This window comes from Clostridium sp. Marseille-Q7071 (assembly GCF_965112025.1).
On sequence record NZ_CBCOPR010000001.1, the window covers coordinates 2,860,046 to 2,886,227 of the forward strand.

At 26.4% G+C, this 26,182-nt stretch carries 20 protein-coding genes and 1 pseudogene; 16 read left to right on the forward strand and 5 right to left on the reverse strand.

Translation table 11 applies throughout. The features are described from left to right. Nucleotides 1-164: 164 nt before the first annotated feature. Complete coding sequence (locus ACWPW7_RS13465) at nt 165-1,376, reverse strand: 6-phosphofructokinase (RefSeq protein WP_454053914.1); 1,212 nt, start codon at nt 1,374-1,376, stop codon at nt 165-167. 496 nt (nt 1,377-1,872) lie between these two features. Between ACWPW7_RS13465 and ACWPW7_RS13470 the strand changes: the two genes are divergently transcribed. The 5 genes from ACWPW7_RS13470 to ppaX all read left to right on the forward strand — a co-directional run bounded on the left by ACWPW7_RS13470 (nt 1,873) and on the right by ppaX (nt 7,999). After that, a complete protein-coding gene (locus tag ACWPW7_RS13470) occupies nt 1,873-2,865 on the forward strand; it encodes a WG repeat-containing protein (protein ID WP_454053915.1) in 993 nt (330 codons plus the stop codon). A 103-nt stretch (nt 2,866-2,968) separates the two neighbouring features. Then, a complete protein-coding gene (locus ACWPW7_RS13475; RefSeq protein WP_454053916.1) occupies nt 2,969-3,913 on the forward strand; it encodes a dipeptidase in 945 nt (314 codons plus the stop codon). Nucleotides 3,914-4,100: 187 nt separating this feature from the next. Continuing rightward, nucleotides 4,101-6,374 carry a VIT and vWA domain-containing protein gene (locus ACWPW7_RS13480; RefSeq protein ID WP_454053917.1) on the forward strand — a complete coding sequence of 758 codons (2,274 nt, stop codon included), beginning with the start codon at nt 4,101-4,103 and terminating at the stop codon, nt 6,372-6,374. A gap of 272 nt (nt 6,375-6,646) precedes the next feature. Then, entirely contained in the window at nt 6,647-7,348 is a 702-nt protein-coding gene (locus ACWPW7_RS13485) for a hypothetical protein (protein ID WP_454053918.1), read from the forward strand. A gap of 21 nt (nt 7,349-7,369) precedes the next feature. After that, complete coding sequence (ppaX, locus tag ACWPW7_RS13490) at nt 7,370-7,999, forward strand: pyrophosphatase PpaX (protein ID WP_454053919.1); 630 nt, start codon at nt 7,370-7,372, stop codon at nt 7,997-7,999. Nucleotides 8,000-8,639: 640 nt separating this feature from the next. Here ppaX and ACWPW7_RS13495 read toward each other — a convergent pair. Both ACWPW7_RS13495 and ltaE read right to left on the reverse strand, forming a co-directional pair. Beyond that, nucleotides 8,640-8,795: a hypothetical protein gene (locus ACWPW7_RS13495; protein WP_291561848.1), complete on the reverse strand. Its 156-nt coding sequence runs from the start codon at nt 8,793-8,795 to the stop codon at nt 8,640-8,642. A gap of 77 nt (nt 8,796-8,872) precedes the next feature. After that, entirely contained in the window at nt 8,873-9,910 is a 1,038-nt protein-coding gene (gene ltaE, locus ACWPW7_RS13500) for a low-specificity L-threonine aldolase (protein WP_454053920.1), read from the reverse strand. A 124-nt stretch (nt 9,911-10,034) separates the two neighbouring features. On the opposite strand from ltaE, the gene ACWPW7_RS13505 reads away from it, so the two are divergent. Then, complete coding sequence (locus ACWPW7_RS13505) at nt 10,035-12,233, forward strand: DNA topoisomerase (RefSeq protein WP_454053921.1); 2,199 nt, start codon at nt 10,035-10,037, stop codon at nt 12,231-12,233. 59 nt (nt 12,234-12,292) lie between these two features. Here ACWPW7_RS13505 and ACWPW7_RS13510 read toward each other — a convergent pair whose 3' ends face one another. Next, nucleotides 12,293-12,511, reverse strand: coding sequence for a helix-turn-helix domain-containing protein (locus ACWPW7_RS13510; RefSeq protein ID WP_454053922.1), 219 nt, complete (start codon nt 12,509-12,511; stop codon nt 12,293-12,295). A gap of 111 nt (nt 12,512-12,622) precedes the next feature. Between ACWPW7_RS13510 and ACWPW7_RS13515 the strand changes: the two genes are divergently transcribed. The 9 genes and pseudogenes from ACWPW7_RS13515 to ACWPW7_RS13555 all read left to right on the forward strand — a co-directional run bounded on the left by ACWPW7_RS13515 (nt 12,623) and on the right by ACWPW7_RS13555 (nt 24,035). After that, entirely contained in the window at nt 12,623-13,093 is a 471-nt protein-coding gene (locus tag ACWPW7_RS13515; RefSeq protein ID WP_454053923.1) for a topoisomerase DNA-binding C4 zinc finger domain-containing protein, read from the forward strand. A gap of 47 nt (nt 13,094-13,140) precedes the next feature. Further along, nucleotides 13,141-13,341 (forward strand): hypothetical protein, encoded by a 201-nt coding sequence (locus ACWPW7_RS13520; protein WP_454053924.1) that lies wholly within the window; start codon nt 13,141-13,143, stop codon nt 13,339-13,341. 357 nt (nt 13,342-13,698) lie between these two features. Then, nucleotides 13,699-15,336 carry a dsDNA nuclease domain-containing protein gene (locus ACWPW7_RS13525; protein WP_454053925.1) on the forward strand — a complete coding sequence of 546 codons (1,638 nt, stop codon included), beginning with the start codon at nt 13,699-13,701 and terminating at the stop codon, nt 15,334-15,336. Next, nucleotides 15,323-15,871 carry an ABC-three component system middle component 1 gene (locus ACWPW7_RS13530; protein ID WP_454053926.1) on the forward strand — a complete coding sequence of 183 codons (549 nt, stop codon included), beginning with the start codon at nt 15,323-15,325 and terminating at the stop codon, nt 15,869-15,871. Before ACWPW7_RS13525 ends, ACWPW7_RS13530 begins: the two co-directional genes overlap by 14 nt. A 5-nt stretch (nt 15,872-15,876) precedes the next feature. Next, a complete protein-coding gene (locus ACWPW7_RS13535; protein ID WP_454053927.1) occupies nt 15,877-18,873 on the forward strand; it encodes an ATP-binding protein in 2,997 nt (998 codons plus the stop codon). Between the two features lie 164 nt (nt 18,874-19,037). Next, nucleotides 19,038-20,580: pseudogene (locus tag ACWPW7_RS13540) on the forward strand (type IA DNA topoisomerase); the annotation flags it as partial. 255 nt (nt 20,581-20,835) lie between these two features. After that, nucleotides 20,836-21,684: a hypothetical protein gene (locus ACWPW7_RS13545; RefSeq protein ID WP_454053928.1), complete on the forward strand. Its 849-nt coding sequence runs from the start codon at nt 20,836-20,838 to the stop codon at nt 21,682-21,684. A gap of 204 nt (nt 21,685-21,888) precedes the next feature. Next, nucleotides 21,889-22,578 carry a response regulator transcription factor gene (locus tag ACWPW7_RS13550; RefSeq protein ID WP_454053929.1) on the forward strand — a complete coding sequence of 230 codons (690 nt, stop codon included), beginning with the start codon at nt 21,889-21,891 and terminating at the stop codon, nt 22,576-22,578. Further along, a complete protein-coding gene (locus ACWPW7_RS13555; RefSeq protein ID WP_454053930.1) occupies nt 22,560-24,035 on the forward strand; it encodes an ATP-binding protein in 1,476 nt (491 codons plus the stop codon). The genes ACWPW7_RS13550 and ACWPW7_RS13555 overlap by 19 nt, the downstream gene beginning before the upstream one ends. A 133-nt stretch (nt 24,036-24,168) precedes the next feature. Here the strand turns inward: ACWPW7_RS13555 and ACWPW7_RS13560 are convergent, their stop codons facing one another. After that, nucleotides 24,169-25,416 (reverse strand): D-alanyl-D-alanine carboxypeptidase family protein, encoded by a 1,248-nt coding sequence (locus ACWPW7_RS13560; RefSeq protein ID WP_454053931.1) that lies wholly within the window; start codon nt 25,414-25,416, stop codon nt 24,169-24,171. Between the two features lie 139 nt (nt 25,417-25,555). On the opposite strand from ACWPW7_RS13560, the gene ACWPW7_RS13565 reads away from it, so the two are divergent. Next, nucleotides 25,556-26,182, forward strand: coding sequence for an NUDIX hydrolase (locus tag ACWPW7_RS13565; protein ID WP_454053932.1), 627 nt, complete (start codon nt 25,556-25,558; stop codon nt 26,180-26,182).

The window sequence follows — 26,182 nt, forward strand, 5'->3', positions numbered from 1 at the left end:
TAAAGTTAAATAAATTTTTAATTTATAATAATATAAATTAGTAATATGAAAACCAAGAATAAACCGCTTTTGATTATTTTATGTTTAAATAATTAAAAGCGGTTATATGTTTTCAATTTAAATTTTAAAATAGCACATCTATTATATATTTAAACTTTTCAGTATTATCTTACAGTATAATATTTTGGAAGTCCATTTTCATATTCAATTTTTGACTCTCCTAGAATAAGTGGTAAGGTATAATTATAAGCTTCTATAGTAACGTTATTACCTTCTAAATTTATCCATTCCCTAGGGAAATATTTAATTTTATTTGCAACTTCTGATGTGTGAAGTGCAAAAGGTTCTGACTTATAAGGAGTGTTAGAAATTCTTTTTATAGCAACCATATTGCCAGTTTCGCCTTCTTTAGAATACTCTAGTGCAAAGGAACCAATATCATAAGCCTCTTGAATGTCAGTTTCTGATGCGAAATGCATAGCTGACCTTTGCATTGTAGAAAGCTCTATAGCTCTTACTTTTTTTACTCCATTTTCTTTTAATAAATTTTTAAGATAATTACATACTCCACCAAGTTGTGCATGACCAAATTTATCTAATCCAGTTGAAGACATTTCTCCTAAAAAAGATCCATCAGCAGTCCTAATACCTTCAGAGACAACTATTACAACAGTATTTTTTTCTTCAAGTTTTGCATTAACATCTTTCACAAACTTTTCAATATTAAAAGGAATTTCAGGAAGGTATATAAAGTCCACTACAGATTTTCCGTTTATAGTGGCAATACAAGAACTAGCAGCTAACCAACCAGTATCTCTTCCCATTGTTTCTATTATAAATACATTTTTAGCACTATAAACATTAGCGTCTATGCTGTTTTCTAAAGCTATAGTAGCAATGAACTTAGCAGCGCTACCAAATCCAGGGGTATGGTCCATAATAGGTAAATCATTATCAATAGTTTTTGGAACACCTATAAATTTAATATTGATATTATGCTCTTTAGCATAATTACTAAGTTTATGTACTGTATCCATTGAATCGTTTCCACCTATATAGAAAAAAGTGCTAATTTCATATTCTTCTAATATTTCAAATAATTTTACATATTCATCCTTGTGATTTTCATAATTTTTTAGCTTGTACCTACAAGAACCAAGTCCAGAAGAAGGAGTGTACTTAAGTCCACTTACTACTTCCTTTGGCATTTCTGATAAGTTGAGTAAATTTTTATTTAAAATACCTTCAATACCATTTAATCCAGCATAAACATTATCATAATATTTGCACTCTAAATTTTTTTCAAATATTCCGATAGCACTTGAATTGATAACCGAAGTAGGACCACCGGATTGGGCCACTAAACAATTTTTCATATTAATTATCTCCTCTCACTATTATATACACCATATTTTATTATAATATATAATAGTGATAGCTACAATTATATTATCATATTGTGTAGTAAAATAACGAATATTGTATTATGATAACAATAGTTTAATATGTATATAGATATACCAGCTCTAAAATTAATATATATATGAAAAAATTGGTATTTTTTAGTGTTATAATTGAAACTATTGAATTCACAATTCACAGTTCACAATTATGGACATTTCTCAGCAAAAGCTGAGAAATTTAAAATTATTTATTTTTGAAGTGATACAATCACTTCTTATAACGAACTAGTAATACATTGCTAGTAAAAATTAGTTTAAGAAATTAATTCATAAAGAATTAATTTCCACCATAATTGTGAATTTTGCATTGTGAATTGTGAATTGAAATACTCGAGAGCGTAGCTATATTTAGCTATATATTAATTTTTAGGTAGTTTGTTTATATATAATTATAGAAGGAGTGTAGGTTATGGAAAATGGATTGTATCCTAAAGAAAATAATGATATGCATGGATATGTAGATGAAAATGGTAAAACAATTATAGATTTTAAATTTGATTTTGCAGATGAGTTTGAAGATGATATAGCTCTAGTAGAATTGGAAGGCAAATGCGGTTTTATAAATAAAGATGGAAAAATAGTTATTGAACCTAAATATGATGATGTAAACTATTTTAATGAAAATATGGCAGTAGTTGAAATGAATCATAAATATGGATATATAAATAAAAATGGAGATTTGGTTATTAAGACAAAATTTGAAGAAGCAAAAGGTTTTACTGAAGGGTTAGCAGCTGTTAAACTTTTGGGGAAATTTGGATATATAAATAGCGAAGGAAAAATGATAATAAGCCCATCTTATGACGATGCAAATGAATTTGAAAATGGATTAGCACTAGTTAAAAAAGGTGAAAAATTTGGATATATTGATAAAAATGGTAATGTAGCTATAGATTTCAACTTTGATTATGGTAGTGATTTTAATGAAGATTTAGCAGCAGTAGCTATAGGTGATAAATTTTTTTACATAGATAAAAATGGAGAAAAGATCTTTAATAAAGACTTTGAATTTGCTAATAGTTTTAGTGAAGAATTGTCAGCTGTTTGTTTTAACGATCAATATGGATTTATAGATAAAAGTGGGAATTTTATCATAGAGCCTGAATATGATTGGAGTGATAATTTCACTGGAGAATACGCAGTAGTCTCAATTGGGGAAAAATATGGATTTATAAATAAAAGTGGAAATGTTATAATTCCAATAGAATATGACAATGTTTTTGACTATAGTGAAGGATTATTCTCTGTTCAAATTCATGAAAAATGGGGCTATATAGATATGAACAATCATATTGTTATAGAACCTATTTTTGATGAAGTTGAAAACTTCTACAATGGAATTGCTAGAGTTATAGTTAATGAAGTACCCCAGTATATTAAAAAAGATGGAAGCATACTTTAAGAATAGTAGATTTTTAAATATGTAATCATTATATTTGGATAATACTGTAAAAATAGTTTTTATGATACAATTAAATAAATGATTATAATGGGGGATGAATGATATGAAAATGATTGATCTACATTGCGATACTATAGGGAGGCTCATGTATACTGGAGATAAAGTTAATTTAAGGAAAAATAATTTTTCTGTAGATGTTGAAAAACTAGTTAAAAGTGACTCCATGGCTCAATTTTTTGCTTTATTTGTAGATTCACAAGAGGTAGATGACCCTTTAAAATATGCTCTAAATATGTTAGATAGATTTTATAATGAGATTCAAGTTAATAATGATAAGTTAAGATTAGCAACTAATTATCAAGAACTTATAGAAAATAATAATAATAATAAGATATCAGCTTTTTTAACAATTGAAGAAGGTGGCGTAATACAAGGTAAACTTAGCAATTTAAGAAATTTCTATAGATTAGGTGTTAGACTTATGACATTAACTTGGAACTATACTAATGAAATTGGCTTTCCAAATTGCAAAAGTGAATTACAAAATAAAGGATTAACTGAGTTTGGTATAGATTGCGTAAGAGAAATGAACAATTTAGGGATGATAATAGATGTTTCTCATCTATCTGATGGCGGATTTTATGATGTTGCTAAATACTCTAGTAAACCATTTGTAGCATCTCACTCTAATTCTAGGCAGATATGTCATCATCCTAGAAATTTAAATGATGATATGATTAGGCTGCTTGCAGAAAAAGGCGGAGTTACAGGAATAAATTTCGAAAAAAGTTTTTTAAATACTAAAGGCAGGAGCTTTGCTCAGGATATAGTAAAACACATAAAGCATATAATTAATATAGGTGGAAGTGAAGTTGTAGCCCTAGGTACAGATTTTGATGGAATAGATGCTAAAGGGCTAGAGATAGATAATATTGGTGATATGGATAAACTATTGGTTGCACTAAATAATGAAGGGTTTAGTGACGATATAATAGAAAAGATCTTTTATAAAAATGCTCTTAGGGTTATTAAAGAAGTAATGAAATAGCATATTTATATGAAAAATTAGTATAATATATAATAGATACGAATAGAGCAAGAAACTTTGCTCTATTTTTATTAAAATTCAAAGAAAATTCACAAAAGTCTTAATGCAATTCATTATTTATTTGGTAGAATTAAATATATATAATTATTTCTAATAGAGTTTCCAGTTTAAAAAAGGAGAGGTTTGAATGGAATATCCAAAATTTTCATATGACAGAGTTGAAAGCAATATAGTACTTAAAAAGGTAAACATTACTGGTAATGTATGTGGCGAGTTTGTAGAATTTACTATAGATCATATATATGAAAATAAAGGCAAGAGTGATGTAGAGGCAATATACACTTTTCCTATACCAGAAACATCAGTATTGTCAGGCTTTGAAGCAAATATTGGGGGAAGAAGCATAAAAGGTATTATAGAAGACAAAAAAGAAGTTGATAAAATCTATAATAATATAAAGGATGACAATTCTAATTTTTTATTAGAAGAGTTTAATGCTAATGATTTTAGAATTTCTATGGGAAAAATATTAGCTGGAGAAAGTATTAATATAAAGATATCATATATTGAAGAATTAGCTTATGATAATGAACAATTAAAGTTAACTATTCCTAGAATAATACCACCAACCAATATAGACTCAAATGAAAATTTAGTTAAAAAGAATAATTATAAATTATACTTGAATTTATTAGTTGAATCTTTTACTAATATGGAGTTTATAAGCAATACTCATAAAATAAAAGTAGAAGAAGGTAATGATTATTTATATAAAATTACTTTAGCTTCATCTAAGGAAAATTTAGATAAAGATATGATAATTTATTTAAAGGAAAAAACTTTTGAAGAAACTACTGGAATGATATATGAAAATTCTAAGGAAAATAATAGTATAATTTACTTAAGATTCATACCTGATATAGAGCCTTCCAAGGAAAAGAAAATTGATAATTATATATTTATGGTAGATATATCAAGCTCAATGGAAGGGAAAAAGCTTCTAGAAGCTAAAAATGCACTTCAGCTTTGTTTGAGAAATTTATCTAAAGAAGATACCTTTAATATAGTTGCAATGGGAGATAAGCTTAATTATTTCTCAGAAGATAGAAGAGTAGAATATAATGAAGAAAATTTAATAAAAGCCTCTATGTGGATAGATGAATTACAGTGTGAAGATGATGCAGTTATCTTTGAAGGAATTAAATACGCTTTAAAAAATGAAGCTTTAGGAGAAGAAAATACTATTTTATTATTTACTGATGACATTGTAGATAATGAGAAAGAAATATTAGATTATGTAGATGAACATTGTATTGAAAGTAGAATTTTCCCATTTGGCATAGATGCCTCTGTTAATACTTATTTTATTAATAAATTAGCTCAAATTACTTATGGTAAAGCTGAATTTATTAATAATAATGAAAGAATTGAAGATAGTATTTTAAAACAATTTAATAGAATTAGAGGATTACAAATTACGGATATTGAAATTGATTGGGGGTTGGTTGAAGTTGAAAGAACTTATCCAAGAACCATTGAATACATGTATGATGGGGAACTGTTTTCTATTTTTGCTAAAGTACAAGGACAGGTAGAAGGAATTGTAACTTTAAGAGGAAAGGTTGGAAATAGAAGAGTTCAGAGACGAATAAGTTTAAGTAATTTAGAACTTGAAGAAAATATGAATTTAATTGAAAAAGTATGGTATAAAAAGAGGATACAGTCTTTACAAAATAGGATAAGATTTGAACGTGGAGAAACTTATAATGCTATGAAAAATAAGCTTATAGAGATATCAAAACGTATAGGAGTGCTGAGCAGTGAAACATCATTTATATTGATGGAACAACTTTATGATCCTGTGTTAGGAATAGGATTTAAAAAATTTTTACCAGTAAAAATTAAGTATGATGAGGGAGAAGGTACACAATTAGCATCTAATTTTTATTATAGACACTATTTTGATGAACCGCAATTTGATGAAGCAGAATTATCAAAAGCATTAAGGGGAGAACTACTAAGAATTCTAGCATCACATCAATTTGCTAGTGGAGCCTTTGCAAACTCCTTACAAGAAGATCAAATTGATAAAGTAATGTCTACAATAAAAGGTATATTAGCTTTTACATTAGGTAAAGAGGATATTTCTATATATAAAAATCTATTAAATAAATCTCTAAATTTTATTGTAGGTGATTTTGAAGAATTAAAGAATAATTATGATGATAATACTATATGCTTTTTATATTTAGCATTAAAGTCCTCATTAAATAGGGGAATCATAAAATCTGAAAAGAAAGAGGATTTTGAAAGAAAAATTAAATCTTTAGAAGAAGTCATTAAGCTTAGAGATATTGATATAGAAGATATAGAAAGTCACTTTATAAGCTTTATAGAAAAAGCTGAAAATAAAGATCATTCTTTAAGTTCATTAATTGATAAAGCAATATTAAAAAGTTAGTAAATGAAACTGCTGAAAATTCAGCAGTTTTATTTTAGGTATCTGAAATAAAATAATTAGTCAAGGATGTAAGAATATTTTGTCTCAGACAAGGCGTCAGAACCCAATGATAGTTATGCTATCACTGGGTTCTGACAACGCAGTATGTCACAAAATATTCTAGCATGCTGACTTTTTATTTTTTGAAGATGCCTTATTAGACTAATAAGTGTATACTGTGATATACTATCAATTATAACTTATTTAAGAGAGAATATATTTGGGTAATTAAAATGAAGAAAGAAGAAATTAATGATATAAGATATAAAATATATATTACATTTAAAGAAGTTACAGGTTTAAATAGTAGTAATATTGCAAGTATAAAGCCGTTACATTTAAGAGTTTTATTTGAGCTTTATAATAGTAATTTCTTATCAGGTTATTTTAGTGAGGATTTTATTAAAAATATTAGTTTTTCATTATCAAATAAAATGACAAAAGCAGCAGGAAAAACCATATATAAAAGAAATTCAATAAGTGAAAGCTTTGAGATAAAACTAAGTTTAAACTTTCTAAAAAACTATAATAAAACCAATAGAGAAAAAATAGTTTCAGGAATTGTAACGAAAGATGTAATTGAAGCAATGATGATAATCTTTGAGCATGAAATATGCCACTTAATCGAGTTTTATAAATATAAAAAATCAAGTTGCAAAACTGCAAGATTTAAATCTCTAAGTGTAAATCTTTTTGGCCATAGCGATATTTATCATAGATTACCTACTGACAGTGAGATATTTATGGAAAATTCTAATATTACTTTAGGGAGTACTGTGACCTTTAAGTATAATGGAGTTTTATTAAAAGGAATACTTTATAAAATAAATAAGAATGCTGTAGTAATGGTTAGGGATGATAAAGGCATGTACAGTGATAAATATAATAATAGATATTCTAAGTATTATGTGCCATTAGATAAGATGAAAAATTGATTTAGAAGGAGGAGAAATTTTATGATTAAAGCTATATTGTTTGATTTAGATGGAACTTTAATTAATACAAATACATTAATATTAGAAAGTTTTAAATATGTTTTAAATAATAACTTAGGTTTAAAAGTAGGGGATGACGAGCTCATTAGATATTTTGGGGAGCCACTGTCTTACACTATGTCTAAATACTGTGAAGAAAAAACTGAAGAACTTGTAAATGCATACATAGAATACTGTGCAACTATACATGATGATTATACAGAGGGTTATGATGGTGTAGAAGAAGCGTTTATAGAATTAAAAAACAGAGGATATAAATTAGCGATAGTAACATCAAAAATACGTAACACTGCCTTAAGAGGATTAAGACTATTTAACTTGGAAAAGTATTTTGATGCAATAGTAACACCAGAAGATACTAAGAAGCATAAGCCTAATCCAGAACCAGTGCTAAAGGCGCTAGAGCTTTTAAATATAGAACCAGAGGAAGCGATAATGATAGGAGATAGTCATAATGATATTTTATCTGGAAAAGCTGCTAATACAAAAACTTGTTTAGTTAAATATACATTTATTCCTTTAGAAGAAGTTTTAAAACATGAACCTGACTATGCTATTGATGATATGAGGGAATTATTGAATATACTTTAACTAATAATGAAGAGATAATGGTTCTATTTAAGTTAAAATTATTATAAAAGTTTAAAAGACAGGCTATTAACAGGTGCCTGTCTTTACCCTAGGGATTTTTGAGAACCTAAAGCAGTCTACGCTACAACATATGTACATCATTACATATCCATATATAATCCTTCGACTACATACAAACATTACACAACCTACACACATCTTTACTCGACAAAATAGAATACCTGTAGAGCATTAATTAATCTTTCGACTAAGTAACACCCTTAGCTTTTAATTAGGCATCTGGAAGAAAATAATAAACCAAAGATATTACTATATTTTAAACATATAAAATAAAATATCTAGTTAAAGATGGGTCATATATTTTACATCAGACAGGTCGACAGGTTTTCGTGATAGTCTGCTATCATGGACTTCAGACGACGGAGTATGATACAAAATAGATGAGCATATTGACTAGTTATTTTTTGAATATGCCTCACATCAGACAAGATGTCAGGTTCTGCTCATAGTTAAGCTATGGGCGAGCTATGACAACGCAGTATGATGAAAAATAAGCTAAAATATTGATCTATTATTTTTTAGAAGATACCTTACTGCCTGCGGCAACCTAAGTTATCTTAGCTCGACCATTATACATAGTTTAAAACCCTGTATATACAGTTATGCACATACACAGCACTTCACCACCTATAATAGTCTTCTCTCCAGCCCATATAAGAATTTTCACTCCCATATACACCTTTGACCGAATGTTATAAAGCCATTTCCAGCCTACAAACACTCTTGGCTCAACCACTTTACATCCTCTGTATACTAATATAGTTACCAAAAGAATTTTTCGTATTCTTAATTTTCTGTTAACAATTTATGAAACTACTTGTTTTTATTAATAATATCTTTCAATACGTTACAAGTATAATAAATATCTTCTTTAGTAATCCAATGATGGGTAACAAATCTCATTAAGCCATCTTCTTCACCATTGCTTTTAATTCCTTTTTCGTATAATTTATCTACAATTATTTGTCCATCAATTCCAGTATTCTTTAAGCTAAAAAATACCATATTTATGTGTATATCTTTTTTATTAACTTCGATACCAGGAATTTTTTCAAGTTCATTAGCTAATAGCAATGCATTTTCATGATCAGTTTTTAAAGGATTTATCATTTCTTTCAAAGCTACTAAGCCAGCAGCAGCTAAAAATCCACTTTGTCTTAATCCCCCACCTAATAGCTTTCTTTTTTTTCTAGCTTTATCAATAAATTCTTTAGAACCTGCTAATATAGAACCTACGGGAGCACATAATGCTTTAGATAAACAAAACATTACCGAGTCTGTGTATTTTGTAATTTCTGAAGGATGAACATTTAAATAAGTAGAAGCATTAAATAATCTTGCTCCATCTAAATGTACTTTAAGATTATATTTTTTTGCTAGAGTATAAATATCTCTCATATTGTCTAAAGGTACAACTACACCGCTAGAATGAGCATTTTCAATACAAATAAGACTAGTATCAGGAAAATGAATATCCTCTTCTTTTCTAATTCTTTTCTCAATTTCAGATGTACTTAATATACCTTTAGGATTATCTATAGTTCTTAGCTGAACTCCTGCAATTACAGAAGCGCCTCCTACTTCATGAGCTACAATATGACAATTATCTCCTAAAATTACTTCTTCACCCCTATTACAATGAGTAAAAAGTGCAAGTTGATTTCCAAAGGTTCCACTAGGAACAAATAATGCAGCATCTTTGTTTACTAGGCTAGCAGCATATTGTTCTAGTTCTTTAACAGTAGGATCATCTTCATAGACATCATCTCCTACTATAGCTTCAAACATAGCTTTTCTCATCTTGTCAGTAGGTTCTGTTACAGTATCACTTCTTAAATCTATAAATTTCATACGTTTTCCCCCTAAATATTATGGTTATAACATCTATTATAGTTTATTTCATTATATTAGAAAATATTAAATCCCAAATATGGTATAATAAAAAAATAATATAAATTTACGAGTGGTGATTTAAATGAAAAGTCTTATATTAGCAGAAAAGCCTTCTGTAGCTAGAAATATAGCAGAGGCATTAAAGTGTAAAATTAGAAAAGATGGATATATAGAGGGAGAAGAATATATAATAACATGGGCTTTTGGTCATCTTTTACAATTGTTTGATGCAAAGGATTATGACGAGAATATGATAGGATGGAGAATGGAAAAGTTCCCATTTATACCTAGTGATTTTAGATATAAGATCAAGTGTGATAGTTACAATAGAAATATTGTAGATAAAGGTGCAGAAAAGCAAATTAATATAATAAAAAGTTTAATAGATAGAGAAGATGTTGATGGAATAATATCTGCAACAGATTTTGATAGGGAAGGACAGGTTATTTCGGATGAATTGTTCATACATTTCAATGTAAACAAACCTATATATAGAATACTCCTTAACGAGTGGACGGAAGAAGAAGTAAAAAAAGGAATAAAAAATTTAAAACTTAATTCAGAAATGAAACCATTACAGGATGCAGGTATTGGAAGACAGTTAGCAGATTGGGTAATTGGAATTAATTTAACTTCAGTCGCAACATTACGTTACGGAGGAACTGGAAAAGATAGAAAAGTAATTAATATTGGAAGAGTGCTTTTACCAACATTAAAAATTATTTATGATAGAGATAAAGAAATAGAAAATTTCCAAGCTAGTTCTTACTATAAGTTATCAACTACTTATAAATCGAAAGATAATACTGAGTTTGAGACTCTTTATTATGAAAATTCTAATGAAAAGTTTGAGAAAAAAGAATATTTAGATGAGATTAGTAGGATATTAGTTGATAAAAGTGGGGTAGTTATTGACAAAGAAATTGAAAAGAAAAGAGAATATCCACAACCATTATTTAATTTGTCTAACTTGCAAGGATACATAACAAGTAAATATAAGGGGTGGACTTCGGATAAAGTATTAAAGGTTGCTCAAAGTCTTTATGAAAAGAAATTTATTACATATCCGAGAACAGCTAGCGTTGTATTGGAAGAAAGTTTAGAAGATAAAGTGAAGAAAGTCTTAGAAGATCTAAAAAAGGGATTGCCTTATGAAGAGCAAGTTAAGTTTGTAAAATCAAAAAGAGTTTTTGATAATTCTAAGGTAGAAAGTCATAGTGCTATAACTCCTACCTATGTAATTCCAAAGGGGTTAAGCACAGATGAACAAGATGTATATAATGCTATAAAGAATAGATTTATTATGCAATTTATGCCTGTAGCTGAATTTGAAGAAACTAAAATAACTATTAAGGTAAATGATGAGAAAGTTCCTGGAGAGTTTATTGCAAAAGGTAAAGTTGAAATTATTAAAGGATGGAGAGTTGTTGAAAAAATAGATACTAAGGATACAATTTTGCCATTAGTGCAGAAAGATGAAAATCTTGATATTACTGATAATAAGGTTAATAAGGTTACTAAAAAACCACCTAAGTATCATACGGAAAAAACACTTTTAAGGGTTATGGAGACCTGTGGTAAAAATTTTAAAAATGATAAAGAGGATAAAGATGAAAGTTTAGATGATGAAACTAATACAGATGAAATGATGAATGCAATATTAAGTGGATTTAGTATAGGAACTCCTGCAACTAGGGCTGAAACTATTAATAAGCTTAAAGATATTGGATATATTAAAGCAAAAGGTAAGAGTTTAATTACAACTGAACTTGGCAGAACTATAGTTGAAATCTTTCCTGCAAAAGAACTTTTGGATTTGGAATATACAGGAAAGCTAGAAAAGACACTATTAGATATAGAAAAAGGTAAATATAAAAAAGAGGATTTCTTGGATTTTATATATGATTTCACGACACAATCAGTAGATAAAATAAAAAATGACAATTCACTTCTACATAAATTTAAAGTTCAATTACCAGAAGGAAAAGAGATTATTGGTAAATGTCCTATATGTGGGAATGCGATAATAGAAGCTGAAAAAAGCTTTGGATGTACTAATTGGAAAAATGGGTGTAGATATACAATCTGGAAAGATGATAAATATATAGCTTCGTTTGGAAAAGTAGTATCTAAAGAGATGGTAAAGATATTACTTCAAAATGGTAAAGTAGGGTTTAGAAATCTTAAGAGTAAAAAAGGAAATACTTTCAGTGCATACTTTAAGTATGAAAGAAATGAGGAAACGGGATATTTTAACTGGAGTATAGAATTTATTGATTAAGAAAAAGCTTTAGTAACAAAAAATGTTACTAAAGCTTTTTATATTAAACATAAATAATATCATTTAAATAAATCATTAATTGAAACTTTAAGAGCTTTTGCTAAAGCCTTAACTTCATAATCTAGTACTTCTCTTGAGTTATTTTCAATTTTAGAAATCATAGGTCTATCAATATCTATTTCTAAAATATTAAGTCTAGCAGCGAGGTCTTCTTGTGTAATACCTAATTTTTTTCTTAATAATCTAACGTTGCTTCCAATAACATTTCTATTACTCATAAAATCACCTTATTCTAGTACAAACTATGCATAAATTTTATATGAAAGCGGAGACTAAAATGTATGGTAATTACACAAATGTAATATTTTATGCAAAAGTAGGTGCTATTATTGAATAAAGATAAGGAACTTAAAAATTGTCCGAATTGTGGAAGGGACATGATTTTGAAAAAAGGAAGATATGGAGCATTTTGGGGATGTTCTAATTATTCTAAATGCAAAGGAAGTATTGATACTGGTAAAAAGAAAATTAGGCTAGAAGAATTAGAATTAATAAGTGTAGATTACGATCGTTTAATAGAGAGTGGAAGAATAGATAAAATAGTAACTGAAGTGATAGAAAATAATAAGAAAGTAAAAGAAATTATACAAGGTTTAAGTAGTATAGAAGAAAAATTATGCTGTAATAATCTATGTTATAAAGTATTAGAGTATTTACATAAAAAATCTCGATATATTGATATATCAAAGTTTGTACATTCTATTTATAGAGTACGAGGAGAATTACCTAGTCAGTTTAAATATTGGATAAATAGTAATAATTATTCCATAAATTATTTAGAGAAAGATATTAAAAAATAATATTAAAAACATGGGAAGAAAATATTTCTTCAAAAATGAATTTGAAATTGATTGGTGAGGAAGTATTTATCGGAAATTTTGAAGAGGAGGGAAGGAAAGTTGATATAATGGCAAAAAATAAAGAAAATGATTTTAGTGTAATAATTGAGGTTAAAGTACCTAAAAGTAAGGAGAGAGTAGCATGGGGACAAATAAAGTTGTATATGGATACATATAAAAACTTTGATGAAATAAGGTTGAGGGAATGATAGTTTCGAGAGGATATCCATTTGGGGTATATGCAAAGGATATTATTTTTGTTGGATATGTTATCGAAGGGAATCAAATATCGTTTATTCCTTGGAATTTAAAATCTTAATATTATAAGTAGTATGCGGTTAGTAACAACAAATAATAATACATACAAAGTAAGATTAAATTGAGAAATATATAAGTAATTTGTACTATATGTATTATAAGTATGGTTTTTACATATAACACAAAATTAGAGTATCTAATAAAGAATATTGATGAAAAGGTTAAATTTATAAAATATCCTTATAAATACCAGATTTAATATGTTAAGATATTATTGTATTAATTTGAGAATTAAGGAGAATTTTGTGATGAATGATATAAAAGAACGAATTGTGAAACATTGTGAGGAAAAATACAGTGGTAATGTCGAGGAAAAAGAAAATATTATAGATATAATAACTACATATTTATTAAATAAAGATTCAAATGATACTTTTTCAGGTGTTACTGCTACAAGAGGATTTTTTTATCAATATTTACTTTTCGTTTATTATTGTTTAGAATGTGTTGAAAATACTGATTATGAGCAAGTATGGTATGAAATTGGTGATGACATTACCTTGGTTGGAAGAAAATGTTTAGAGTTTATTCAAGTTAAAACTGAAAAAGAAACAATTATAGATGGAAGAATAAATTGTGGAGATATGACAAAAAGAAAAAAAGGATTTGACAGTTGGATTGATAAGTTATTTTTGCAATATGAAGATTTTAAGACAAAAATGAATATAGATAGTAACAGTATAAAAGTAAAATTTAAATTATGTTCTAATAAAAGATTGTCTCCAAAATTGTATTCTGGTATAGAGCATACAAAATATAACTGCATTTTAGATATAAAAGGAATAAAGGATACTATAAATTCGCCTATTAAAAATATTATAGAAAATGAAAATGAAGAGAAGGTTGAAGTTTTAGAATATATAAATGTGAATCTGTCAGAAGATATAGAATGGTATTTTAAAAATTCTTTTTTTGAAACGTATGGTGATAGGGCAACACTAGAGGATTATATTTGTCAGAAGATTGACAAGATATTTGGCATTTATTCTAGAGATTTAAGTGAGTATTGTACAAAAAGATTTTTAGTTGATGCTCTTTATAAAACATCAGATGATTCAAAGACATCTGAAAGAGAAAGAATAGATTTCTGTTTTAATAAAGAACAAATTAAGCAAACCTTTATAAAATTAATAGATAGGTGGCGCAAAGAAACTTATGATAATTTTAGAGAACAGTCCATTACCAACACGTTCCAAGAGGTCTTTGTAGAAATACAGGAAGAAATAACAAAAAGTTTTAAGGATAAAATGGCAACAGTTATGTTGGAAAAATTAATATGGATTTCATGTGAATTGAAAGATGCGGCTACAAATGCAGATCAATATATTTATGAGCGATTTTTAAATAGAATATTTATTGTTGAGGATGGGATAGAGGGGTTAATAGATCATAAGAAGGACAAGCATTATATAAGAAGAACGTTTTTAATAATTATTTACTTATTATCTGCTTATGATAATCATAAAATAGAATTAGAAGAAGAAATAAAAATGTTAATAAATTCTTTGTGGGATAAAGATGAAAATGATGTTGTAATAATAATTAATGGACGTGGGATTAAAGACGAAGTAGAAATAAAAAATGATGTAAATTCTAAAAGTAAAAAATGCAAGTATTTAAGCAAAATCAATGCTGATATAGATTGCATATTAATTGATGTAGTTGAGGATAATAATCCTTTCAATGATATTTTTGATATAAATCAAAGTATCAAGGATTATGAAAGATCAAATGATGAGATTAAGTCTTCAAAGCTTGAGATTAATTATATTTCTAGCAAAAATATAGAGAATGCAATAAATGCAATAAAAAGAACTCCGCAAGATGAAAAAACGTATTTAAAGTATGTAGAGCAAAAAAGGAGAATTATATATGAAAAAGCATAACTTAATAGATGTAATAAGTAATAATAGATTTGTAGAATATAATGATGTATATGCAATTTTAGAAGAAAAGAAGGTTAATATAGTAGACAAAGATATATACATTTTTACTGATAATAAAAGAATAATAGTTTTAAAACCATATGAAACTTTTAAATCAGCATATCTTACTTATGAAGATACTCAAAATAAAATTAAAGCAATTTTAGAGGTAGTAAATAAAAAATATAGAAAAAATCTATATTATTTTTTATGCATAAATGAACAACTAAAAGATAAATACATAAAAATAATAAATTTGATAGAAAAAGATCAATATATATGTAAAAAATATGTAATATCTAATCATGATGATTTTAAAAGAATATCATTTTTAAAAAGTGAGACTATTGATAGTGAGGGTTTGAATTATAATGATATAAAGGTAAATGATCTTTTCATAAATTTAGTTGATAAATATTGTAAAAACAAATATTCTGTAATTTATGCTAAACAGTATATAGAGGATAATAAGATTAAGTTAGAAGATGGGGAGTAAAATAAATGAACATAGATAAATTATGTCTATATAATTTTAGAATTTATAATGGTAAGAAAGAATTTAATTTTAAAGAAAAAAAATTAGTTGTATTTTTAGGACCAAATGGATCAGGAAAAAGTGCTATATATGATGCTATAGAATGGGCTATGACAGGAGATATATCAAGATATTCTGATTCAAAAGAAAGTAATTTTAATTTTGTAGTTAATAATAAAAGTTTTAATTTAGGGTGTTATGAAACCTATGTAGAAATAGTTTTTGATAATGGAATGATAATTAGGAGGAGTATTGAAAAAAGAGAAGGAGTAAATGCAAGAGAAGTACGACGTGTAATAATAAATGGTAAATCCTTAAGTTGGGGAAAAGGTACAAGTGAAATTTATAGTCAAATAACAGGAGATTGTAAATTAGAAGGATTAGATAGGTTTACTAAAACTTTTAAAGCATCAACTATACTTTCGCAGGATGAATTATCAAATTTTGTATTAAGTGATAAGCCAGAAGAAAGGTTAAAATTATTTATGGATATTTTATCACTTGAAGGATTTGGAGTTAATTTTAAAAGGGATATTACTTCAAATAAGAAAGATAATAAAGATGAAATAGAAAAAAATATAACTGAAATAAATAAGTTACAAGTAGAAAAGGAGATATTAATAGGTAAATTAAAACAAAAAGAAACAGAATTAAGATATGAACAAGGTATGGAAGAGTCAAATAATATTTATAATAAAGATGAATTAATTAATATGGTAAATACTTTATTATTAGAAAATAAAGTATTTATTGGGAAGGAGTTGACAATAAACGATATTAGCATTAAATCAATCAACATTTTAAGCGAATTAATTAAAGAATTAATGCAAAGTAAAGAAGTTTTAAAGAGTGATATAGAAATTATTAATTCATGTTCAAATAAAAATTTAATTTCTATTGAAGATTTGAAATTAGAAGAGAATAATTTATCTGAAAATATAATTAATGAAAATAGTAATAAAAGTAAAGTTGAAAATAGTATTAGGGATTACATTAAACAAAAGTTTAAGATAGAAACATTAGCTAATAGATTGAAAAAATATAAATTTGAGCAAGAGTCCTTAAAAAACATTAAGGAAAAAGTATTAGATTTAGAAAATGAATACATTGGTCTACAAAATAAACTAGAAGAAGAAGGAGTTAAATCAATAGAAGAATTTGAAATACAAAAATCCGAATTATTAGAAAGTGAAAAGTTATTTAATAACATATTGGAATGTAAAAAAATTATAAATGGTATTAGTGAACTAAAAATTGATTTAAAGGAAAATGAAAAGTTAATAGAGGTTAATAGAAAAAGGATTGAAGAGACTTTTTTAAAGTTGCAAAATATAAAAAGTGAGTTAGAAATATTATATAAAGATTCTAAGAATAATAAGCAAACTGAAATTGATAAAATAATTTATACTATTCAAGAGGAAATAATAGAAGAAAAACAAAATATTTGTCTTGTTTGTGGTAATGATTTTAGCACAGGCGATCAGATGGCAAATGCGATAGAGGTTTTAAGAAAAGCAAAAGAATTAGAAAAGAATGTATATAATAAGAAAATTTTAGAGTTGGAAAATTTAAAGAATCATTATACTTTAATTTTAGCTGATGAAAATAGAAAAGGAAATGATTTAGCTAATTCTTTAAATAAAATAACAGATAATATTCTTAATAATGAACAGAAATATAATATTATTGCATATAACATAAAAGATTTAGATATAAATAGGGATAACCAAAAAGTCGAAGATGAACTAAGATTAATTAACTCTAAAGTTGTCAAATTTTTAAAGTTAGATTTGGTGGTAAAAAAGTTAGAGGATGTGAAAGTTAAATTAGATATTTTAAAAATTCAAAAAAAACACTCCGAAACGAAAATAGAAGATTTATTTGAATTAATTAGTAATGGATATAAGGAATTAACAAATGAATGGAAATTTGATTCAACTAATTTTCATATCGACTTAGATAAAAAGAATATTATTAATCTTGACAACATTTTGGTGAAGGTGGAAAGTAAATTTGAAGATATCATAAAAGAGAATAAAGAAAAATTAGGTTGTTTAAAGTCAAAAATAATTACTGATGAAAAAGAATTACAAGAGATTAGAAATAAAATTTTAATTTATGATAATAGGCGAAGAAAAAGTGAGGATATACTAAAAAAATATAATGCTGAAAGTTTTGAGCAATTTATTATAAAGTCGGATAATTATATTTTAACCAATGGTCAAGTAATTAATAAATTAAAGGAAAAAATTAATTTGATGAATAACAGTATTTCCAATACTAAAATATTAGTATTAAATAAAGATATAGGTGAAATTAATAAAAATATTGTGAGTTTAGATAATAAATTGTTAGGATTAGGAACCATTAATAAAGGATTAGAAGATAAAATAAATATGTTAAATGAATTAAGTGACAATTTACCAAATATAATGAGCGATTTACTTGCAGAATTTTTAAAGATATCGAACAAAGAAATAAATAAAAATTTCGTTCAAGTATCCCCGTATATTAATAATAAGTACATTAATATAGTTTCAAGAGATGGAGGATTATATGTCTTGCTTACAGATTCAGAAGAGTATGATGAGTTAGTCAAAATGGATAAAAAAAGTTTTGAAAAACAAGTAAATGCCTCAATGACTTTAAGTTCGGCTCAATCTAATATTTTAGCATTAAGTGTATTTTTAACATCTAATAAAATAAATATAATTAACAATTTTGAAATAATTGGATTAGATGATCCTTTTCAAAATATGGATGATATTAATATATATTCTTTAATAGACATTCTATGTGATTTAATGGAATCAAAGCAAGTCTTAGTTAGTACACATGATAATAGTTTTGTAAATTTATTAGTGTCAAAATCAGGACTAAGATTAGATCAGACAGAAATAGTTGAATATATAACTTATGATGAAAATGGAGTATATATTTTGGGTGATGATTTAGGTATCTAGTAAAAGAAAAGCAAGGTGTTTATATCTTGCTTTTATTGAGTGTGCAAATATAATTGTGCAACTAAAAAATGTAGTGAGTAATTATTAATTTTTAAAAAAGACTTATAAATATTGAAAATATAAGTAGTTTAACATTTTACACATGAATATAAGTAAGTATAAGTGAAGGAGAAGTAATAGCATTATTAATATTTAATTATATTAATGTAAAAAAACCTATTTATAGATTATTATTAAATGAGTGGACTGAAGAAGAAGTAAAAAAAGGACTTACTAACTTAAAATCTAATGAGGAGATGAGATTTCTTCAAGATGCAGGTGTTAGTAGACAGCTTACTGATTGGGTCATAGGGATAAATTTTACTTCCGTAGCTACAATGAAATATTGCAGTGGAAAGGGAAATCTACTAAATATAGGTAGAGTACTAATGCCTACTCTTAAAATGGTATATGATAGAGATATAAAGATAGAAAGCTTTAAAGGAGAAAAGTATTATGAACTTTATGGTGAATTTGAGAATGAGGCAGGAAGCTATAAGGAAAATTTTCTCTTTTTTTTTTTTTTTTTTTTTTTTTTTTTTTTTTTTTTAAAATTTTTTCATAATAAATTAGATAAATTTACTAATAAAGAAAGCGTAGAAAAACTGAAAAAAGAGATTGAAAATAAAGAAGGTACTGTAATAGAAAAAAAAGTTGAAGTTAAAAAGGATTATATAAGTACTTTTTAATTTAACTAATCTACAAGGATATATTACAAGTAAATACAAGGGATATACTGCGGATAAAGTACTTAAAGTTGCGCAAAGTTTATATGAAAAAAAACATATAACCTATCCAAGAACCTCTAGTATTGAGCTGGAAGAGAGTTTAAAAGATAAAGCTAAAAAGGTATTAGAAATAGTAAAAAAGGGGTTACCCTTTGAGGAAGAAATTAAATTTAATACTTCAAAAAAGGTATTTAATAATGATAAAGTAGAAAGTCACAGTGCTATAATACCTACATATGTAGTACCTAAAGATTTGTCATTAGATGAAAAGCAAGTTTATGAAGCTATAAAAAATAGGTTTATAGCTCAATTTATGGACCCTGCTGAATTTGAACATACTGAAATTATAACCTGTATTAAAGGTGAAAAGTATGACAGATTGTTTAGTACAAAAGGTAAAATTTTAATAAAAGAAGGTTACTTAAAAGTAGAAAACTATACAGGAAAAGATGAATTGTTGCCTAAGGTTAATAAAAATGATATAGTACATACAGTAGAGATAAAAATAGAATGTAAGAAAACAAAACCACCCGCTCATCACACAGAAAAAACTTTACTTACCATGGAAACTTGCGGTAAAAGTGTAAATAGTAATAATGAAGATGAGGAAGATAACTCATCAGTGCTAAGTGGATACTCTATTGGTACTGCTGCAACTAGAGCTGAGATTATAAATAAACTTAAATTTGCAGGATATATAAAGCCAAAAGGAAAATCATTGTTAATTACTGAAAAAGGCAAAAAACTTATAGAAACCTTCCCAATAAAAGAATTGTTAGATGTTGACTATACTGGAAGAATGGAAAAAGCGTTGGCTGATATGGAAAAAGGGGAAGCTAGTAGAGATAAGTTTTTAAATTACATATATAAATTTACTAAAGAAGGCGTAAATAAAATTAAAAATCATAAAGCAAATTTAATCTGCGATACTCGCCAATAATTAAAAAGCACAGAATATATATAAATTTATAAATTCTGTGCTTTTTAATTAATTTGCATAAAATTTCTACTTAAAATTTACCCAATTTTATTATATAATAATAAATAAGCAAATTTATTAAGATTTGATTACAAAAACACTATATTATAATTAATGAGAATAATTATAGAAATTTAATCCAAAATATATTTAAAAAATTCATAAGACCTGAAAAAAATATTGAGTATCTTATGAACAAAAGGAGAATAATTGAGTATGAACAAAGTAAAAAAGATTATTTTATCGTCGAGTTTATTAATTAGCACTGTGATTTTAACTAGCCTTGTAAAAATGGAAAGTAATATGGATTTTAATATATATGATAGATTTATGAATAGTGCAATCAGTTCAACGATAGAAGAACAATCTACTTTGGAAAATTCCATTCCAGTAAAAGATAATAGTGTAGAAGATCAAATTCCTAAAGGAACAAAAAAAATTGAGCCTAGTGGCAATACATATAATGAGGAGGAAAGGATAGCATTTTCAAGAGGTGGTAATATGGATGATATTGATGAAAATCCAATATTACCTAAAGGTGCTACTATATCAACAGAAAAGATGATTCAGAAACCTTCTAAACCCAACATAGAAAATTTGGATTGGTGGAGTGAAGCACAATATCTATATCCTATTGGTTCAGTAGCTGAAGTTGAAGATATTCATACTGGTAAGACCTTTAAGATGAAAAGAACCTTTGGTACAAATCATGCAGATGTTGAAGCACTGACTACTAATGATACAGAAGTAATTAAAAGCATCTGGGGAGGGTTTTCTTGGGAGAGAAGACCGGTAGTTATAAAAATTAATGGAAGAAGAATAGCAGCGTCTATGGCAGGAATGCCTCATGCTGGAAATGATGATTACCCTGCACTTTCACAGGCTCCTGATTTATCAGATGGATATGGTACAGGACAGAATTTAGACGTAGTTAAAGGTAATAATATGGATGGTGTTTGTGATATTCATTTTTTAAATAGTACTAGACATGAAGATGGTAGTGTGGAAGCAGTTTCTGATCCAGAGCATCAAAAAAATGTTGAAATCGCTTCAAAATCTAAATAAATTGAATAAAAATTGAGTTTGTACATATGAGGCATCTTTTATTTTAAGATGTCTTTTTCTTTATAAAATCTTTATAATTTCATTTTAATATAAGTATATAATAATTAATAAATTAACTTAGTAGAAATTAATATTATATTAGTTTAGTCAATAATTTTATATTATAATTACTATAAATATTAAGAATCTAATGGAGAGATAGATATGTATAAAATATTAGTTATAGATGATGAGAAGGAAATAGTCTCTTTTATTAAAGAAGCTTTAGAAATGGAAGGATATTATATCATAACCGCTTATGACGGAAATGAGGCACTAACTAAAATAACAAGTAACCCAGATTTAATATTATTAGATATAATGATGCCGAATACAGATGGATATGAATTTTGTAGAAAAATTAGAGAAGAAATTCAATGCCCTATCTTGTTTTTAAGCGCAAAGCAAGATGAATTAGACAAAATAAAAGCTTTTTCAATTGGTGGAGATGATTATATAACTAAGCCTTTTAGTTTAAAAGAATTAAGAGCAAGAGTTGCAGCTCATTTAAGAAGAGAAGAAAGACATAGTAAAAATAGTATTAAAGAAAGTAAAATAAGTTTTGGAGAGCTATGTTTAGACATAGCTAATCATAAAATAATTATAAAAGATGCATTAATTAACCTTACCAAAAAAGAATTTGAAATTGTTGAATTATTAGCGATGAATAGTGGGCAGATTTTTTCTAAAGAAAGAATATATGAATCTTTATGGGGATATGATGCTGAAGGGGATAGTAGCACTATTGCAGAGCATGTTAAGAATATTAGAGCTAAATTTAAAGAGATAGATAATAAAACTGAATATATATCTACAGTTTGGGGTGTAGGATATAGATGGGAGAAATTAAGATAATGAAAAGAAGTTCTTTAAAAAAGCAGTTTGTTTTTAATTTTTTCATCATATTATTTTTTAGCATAGCTGCTACTATTATAACAGTATTAATACTTTTTACAGCAATTAATTTAAAAGTTATAAAGCCAGAAAATCATTATGAACAATTGGTGCCTCAATTTGAAGAGTATATAAAAAATAATGGATATAATGTGTTGGAGTTAGAAAGAAAAGAGGATATATTAAAGCTTATAGATAAAGATGGAATGGATTATGAGATTTTAGATTTGAAAGGAAATTATATTCATGGCACGTCGCACTTTTTAAAAATGGAATCTAATGACATATTATATAAGATTAATACCATTGATTATAGAAAAGATTGGAATATAGAGCGAGGATATACAAATAATATACCTATTAATTATGCAAGTATAAAATATATACCTGTGGAATATAATGGAGAATTAAAAGCTGTTGCTGTTATAAAATATAATTATAGAATTTCATCATTATTTATAAATAATAATTTAATGAAAATCATAAATGTTTATTTGCTTATTTGTCCATTTTTCTATTTAATAATATTTACTATAATATTCATAGGTAAATTAAATAAACGGATTAATAAGCCTATCAATGAGTTAATAAAAGCTTCTAATAATATTAAAAATAAAAATTTAGATTTTACTATTAATTATAAAGGTGATGATGAGTTAGGAGATTTAATTTCCTCTTTTAATAATATGAAAGATGAATTAAAGAACACTTTAATTAAAAACTGGAATATGGAGGAGGAGAGAAATAATATAACATCAGCTATTGCTCACGATATAAAAACTCCTCTTACTATAATTAGGGGCCATGTGGAAATTTTAGAAGAAATGGATTTAAGAAATCAAGAAAAAGCAAAAAAGCATTTAAAAGTTGTAAAACAAAATACTGATAGAGCAACTAAATTGATTGAAAATATGAATTATATTTCTAAAATAAGTAGAGCTGATTTTAACTTGATTTTGGAAAAAGTAGATGTGAAGGACTTTATTATTGAAAAAGAAATTGAGTTTAAATTGCTTTGCAAAGAAAAAAATATAAATTTTATTTGTGAAATTTACAATGAGAAAAATAATAATATAGCAATTTTTGATAAAGATAAGATTTCACAAGTGCTAGATAATTTGATTATAAATTCACTACGCTTTACTGAAAGTGGTGGAAATATTAATCTAATTCTATCTATGTATGATGACAAAATAAAATTTACTATTAAAGATGATGGAATAGGCTTTTCTACAAAAGATATGAATAATTTATTTAAAAGCTTTTATCAAGGTGATAGTTCTAGATCTTTAGAAAAAGGGCATTCAGGATTAGGTCTGTATATGTGTAAAATTATAATTGAAAAACATAATGGTAAGATTTTTGCACATAATGATGAAAATGGAGGGGCTGTTATAGAATTTTACATAAATCAATAATTTATATAATGCTCAATAAACCTTAGTAGTTGATGAGGAAATTAAAAAATAAAATATGTTAATAAATAGATATAACTTTAAGCTATTTACAAAATATTATAAGCCTATAGGTTAAAACCTATAGGCTTATGTACTAGTAATAACGTGTATATCTTCTTTTATTATGTTTTCTTTTATTAATTAAGTAAATTGTAAGAACTATCAACGAGATTATTACAATTAACATAATTGAGTATATTAAAATATTTTCTTTAATTATATCAAGTTTTGAAATTGTAGGATATAAATCATACTTAGATTCAGAATTTTTAATTTTTACAGATACTTGTCCAATTGATTTGTCTTTGTTTAACTTCCAAGCACTTAAGTTATTAACGTTATAGTTAATTTCTGGCTTTATTTCTGTATCATAATATGTAATATCCTCATGAATAGTTACAGGAACCCTAATTGCCCTTTCTGGGCCTATTAATGGAATAGCATTATATTTTAATGTAATAGTGTTAAGATCACTGTCTTTCTGAAGAAGAAGTTCTTTTTCTGCACTATAACTATAATCTGCTAATTTCTCCATATCCTCAAAGACTTTTGTATCTTTAGGAAAATCATATTCAGAATTTAAAACTACTGTAGCTATTTTACGATTTTCTCTTTCATAAACGGAAACTAAACAACGACCAGATTTTTCTGTGTATCCGGTTTTTCCACCTATATTTCCGTTAGTTCCAAGCAATTTATTTCTATTTTCAATTTTAGCTATTGGACCTTTAGTAGATTGAACTGATGCTTCTTTCTTATTTATAACGGATTTAGTCCAATCATTTGACATTGTTGCTTTAAGAAGTATGCTTAAGTCGTAAGCAGTAGTTAAATGGTCTGGAGTATTGTCGTCTAATCCATTAGGTGTTACAAAATGAGTATTAGTCATTTTTAGCTCTTTTGCTTTTTCATTCATCATTTTAACAAAATTATTTACACTTCCACCTACATTTTCAGCAATCATATAAGCTATATCGTTACCAGAATATAATAAAAGAATATCCATTGCATTTGAAGCAGTAAAAGTATCACCAGTATTAACTGGATGAATATTTAAGCCATAGGAATAAGGAGCCTCATTTTTAGCAGCTTCAGGATAGGTTAACAAATCTCCAGGACTTTTATTTTCTGCTAAAAGTAATGCAGTCATAAGTTTCGTAATACTTGCAGGATACATTTTTTTATCAATATTCTTTGCATATATTATTTCATTAGTTTCCAAATCCACAGCTAATGCAGAGGTACCTATAAGCTCTGGCTCTGGTGCTTTTGCAAATGCAATGGTGGAAAATACTGAAGTAAATATTAGTGTAGATGCTATAAATTTAGTTATTTTTTTCACTTTACACTTCTCCTTTACATAATTTATGTTAAAACATAAAATTAGTATAGCATTTTAAGATTAAATGGACAAGGTAAATGGAGATTATTATTATTTTGTATAATTTTTATGATATAATAAACTTAGAGAGGTGTGAATTTTGATAGATAATATAAAAGATATTTTTAAAGATAGAGAAATAAAACCAATTGGTAAATATAAAAACAGTGCAGTTATGATTTTACTTTGTGAAGATGAGGAAAGTAATGATCTAAATATAATATTTGAAGTTAGATCTAATAAGTTGAAAACTCAGCCTGGCGATATATGTCTACCTGGTGGTATGATTGAAGAAGGGGAGAATCCTAAAGAAGCAGCTATTCGAGAAACTATGGAAGAACTTAACTTAAATAAAGAGGATATAGAATATATAGGTGATATGGATTATTTCATAAGTCCATATGGAATGTTTATGTATCCATTTATATCAAAGACTAATTTAGAAAAAATTATACCAAGTAAAGAAGAGGTAGATCATATTTTTACAGTGCCATTAAAATTTTTTATAGAAAGTACCCCATTATTATATGAACTAGAAATTGGAGCAATAAATAAAGAAGGATTTCCTTTTCATCTTATAAATAGTGGTGAAGAATATAAATTCAGACATGGTAAATTGAATGAATATTTTTATGAATATGATAATTATGTAATATGGGGATTTACAGCGCAAATCATAAAGACTTTTATAGATATTATTAAGAATAATGGTAATAATATGCTATAA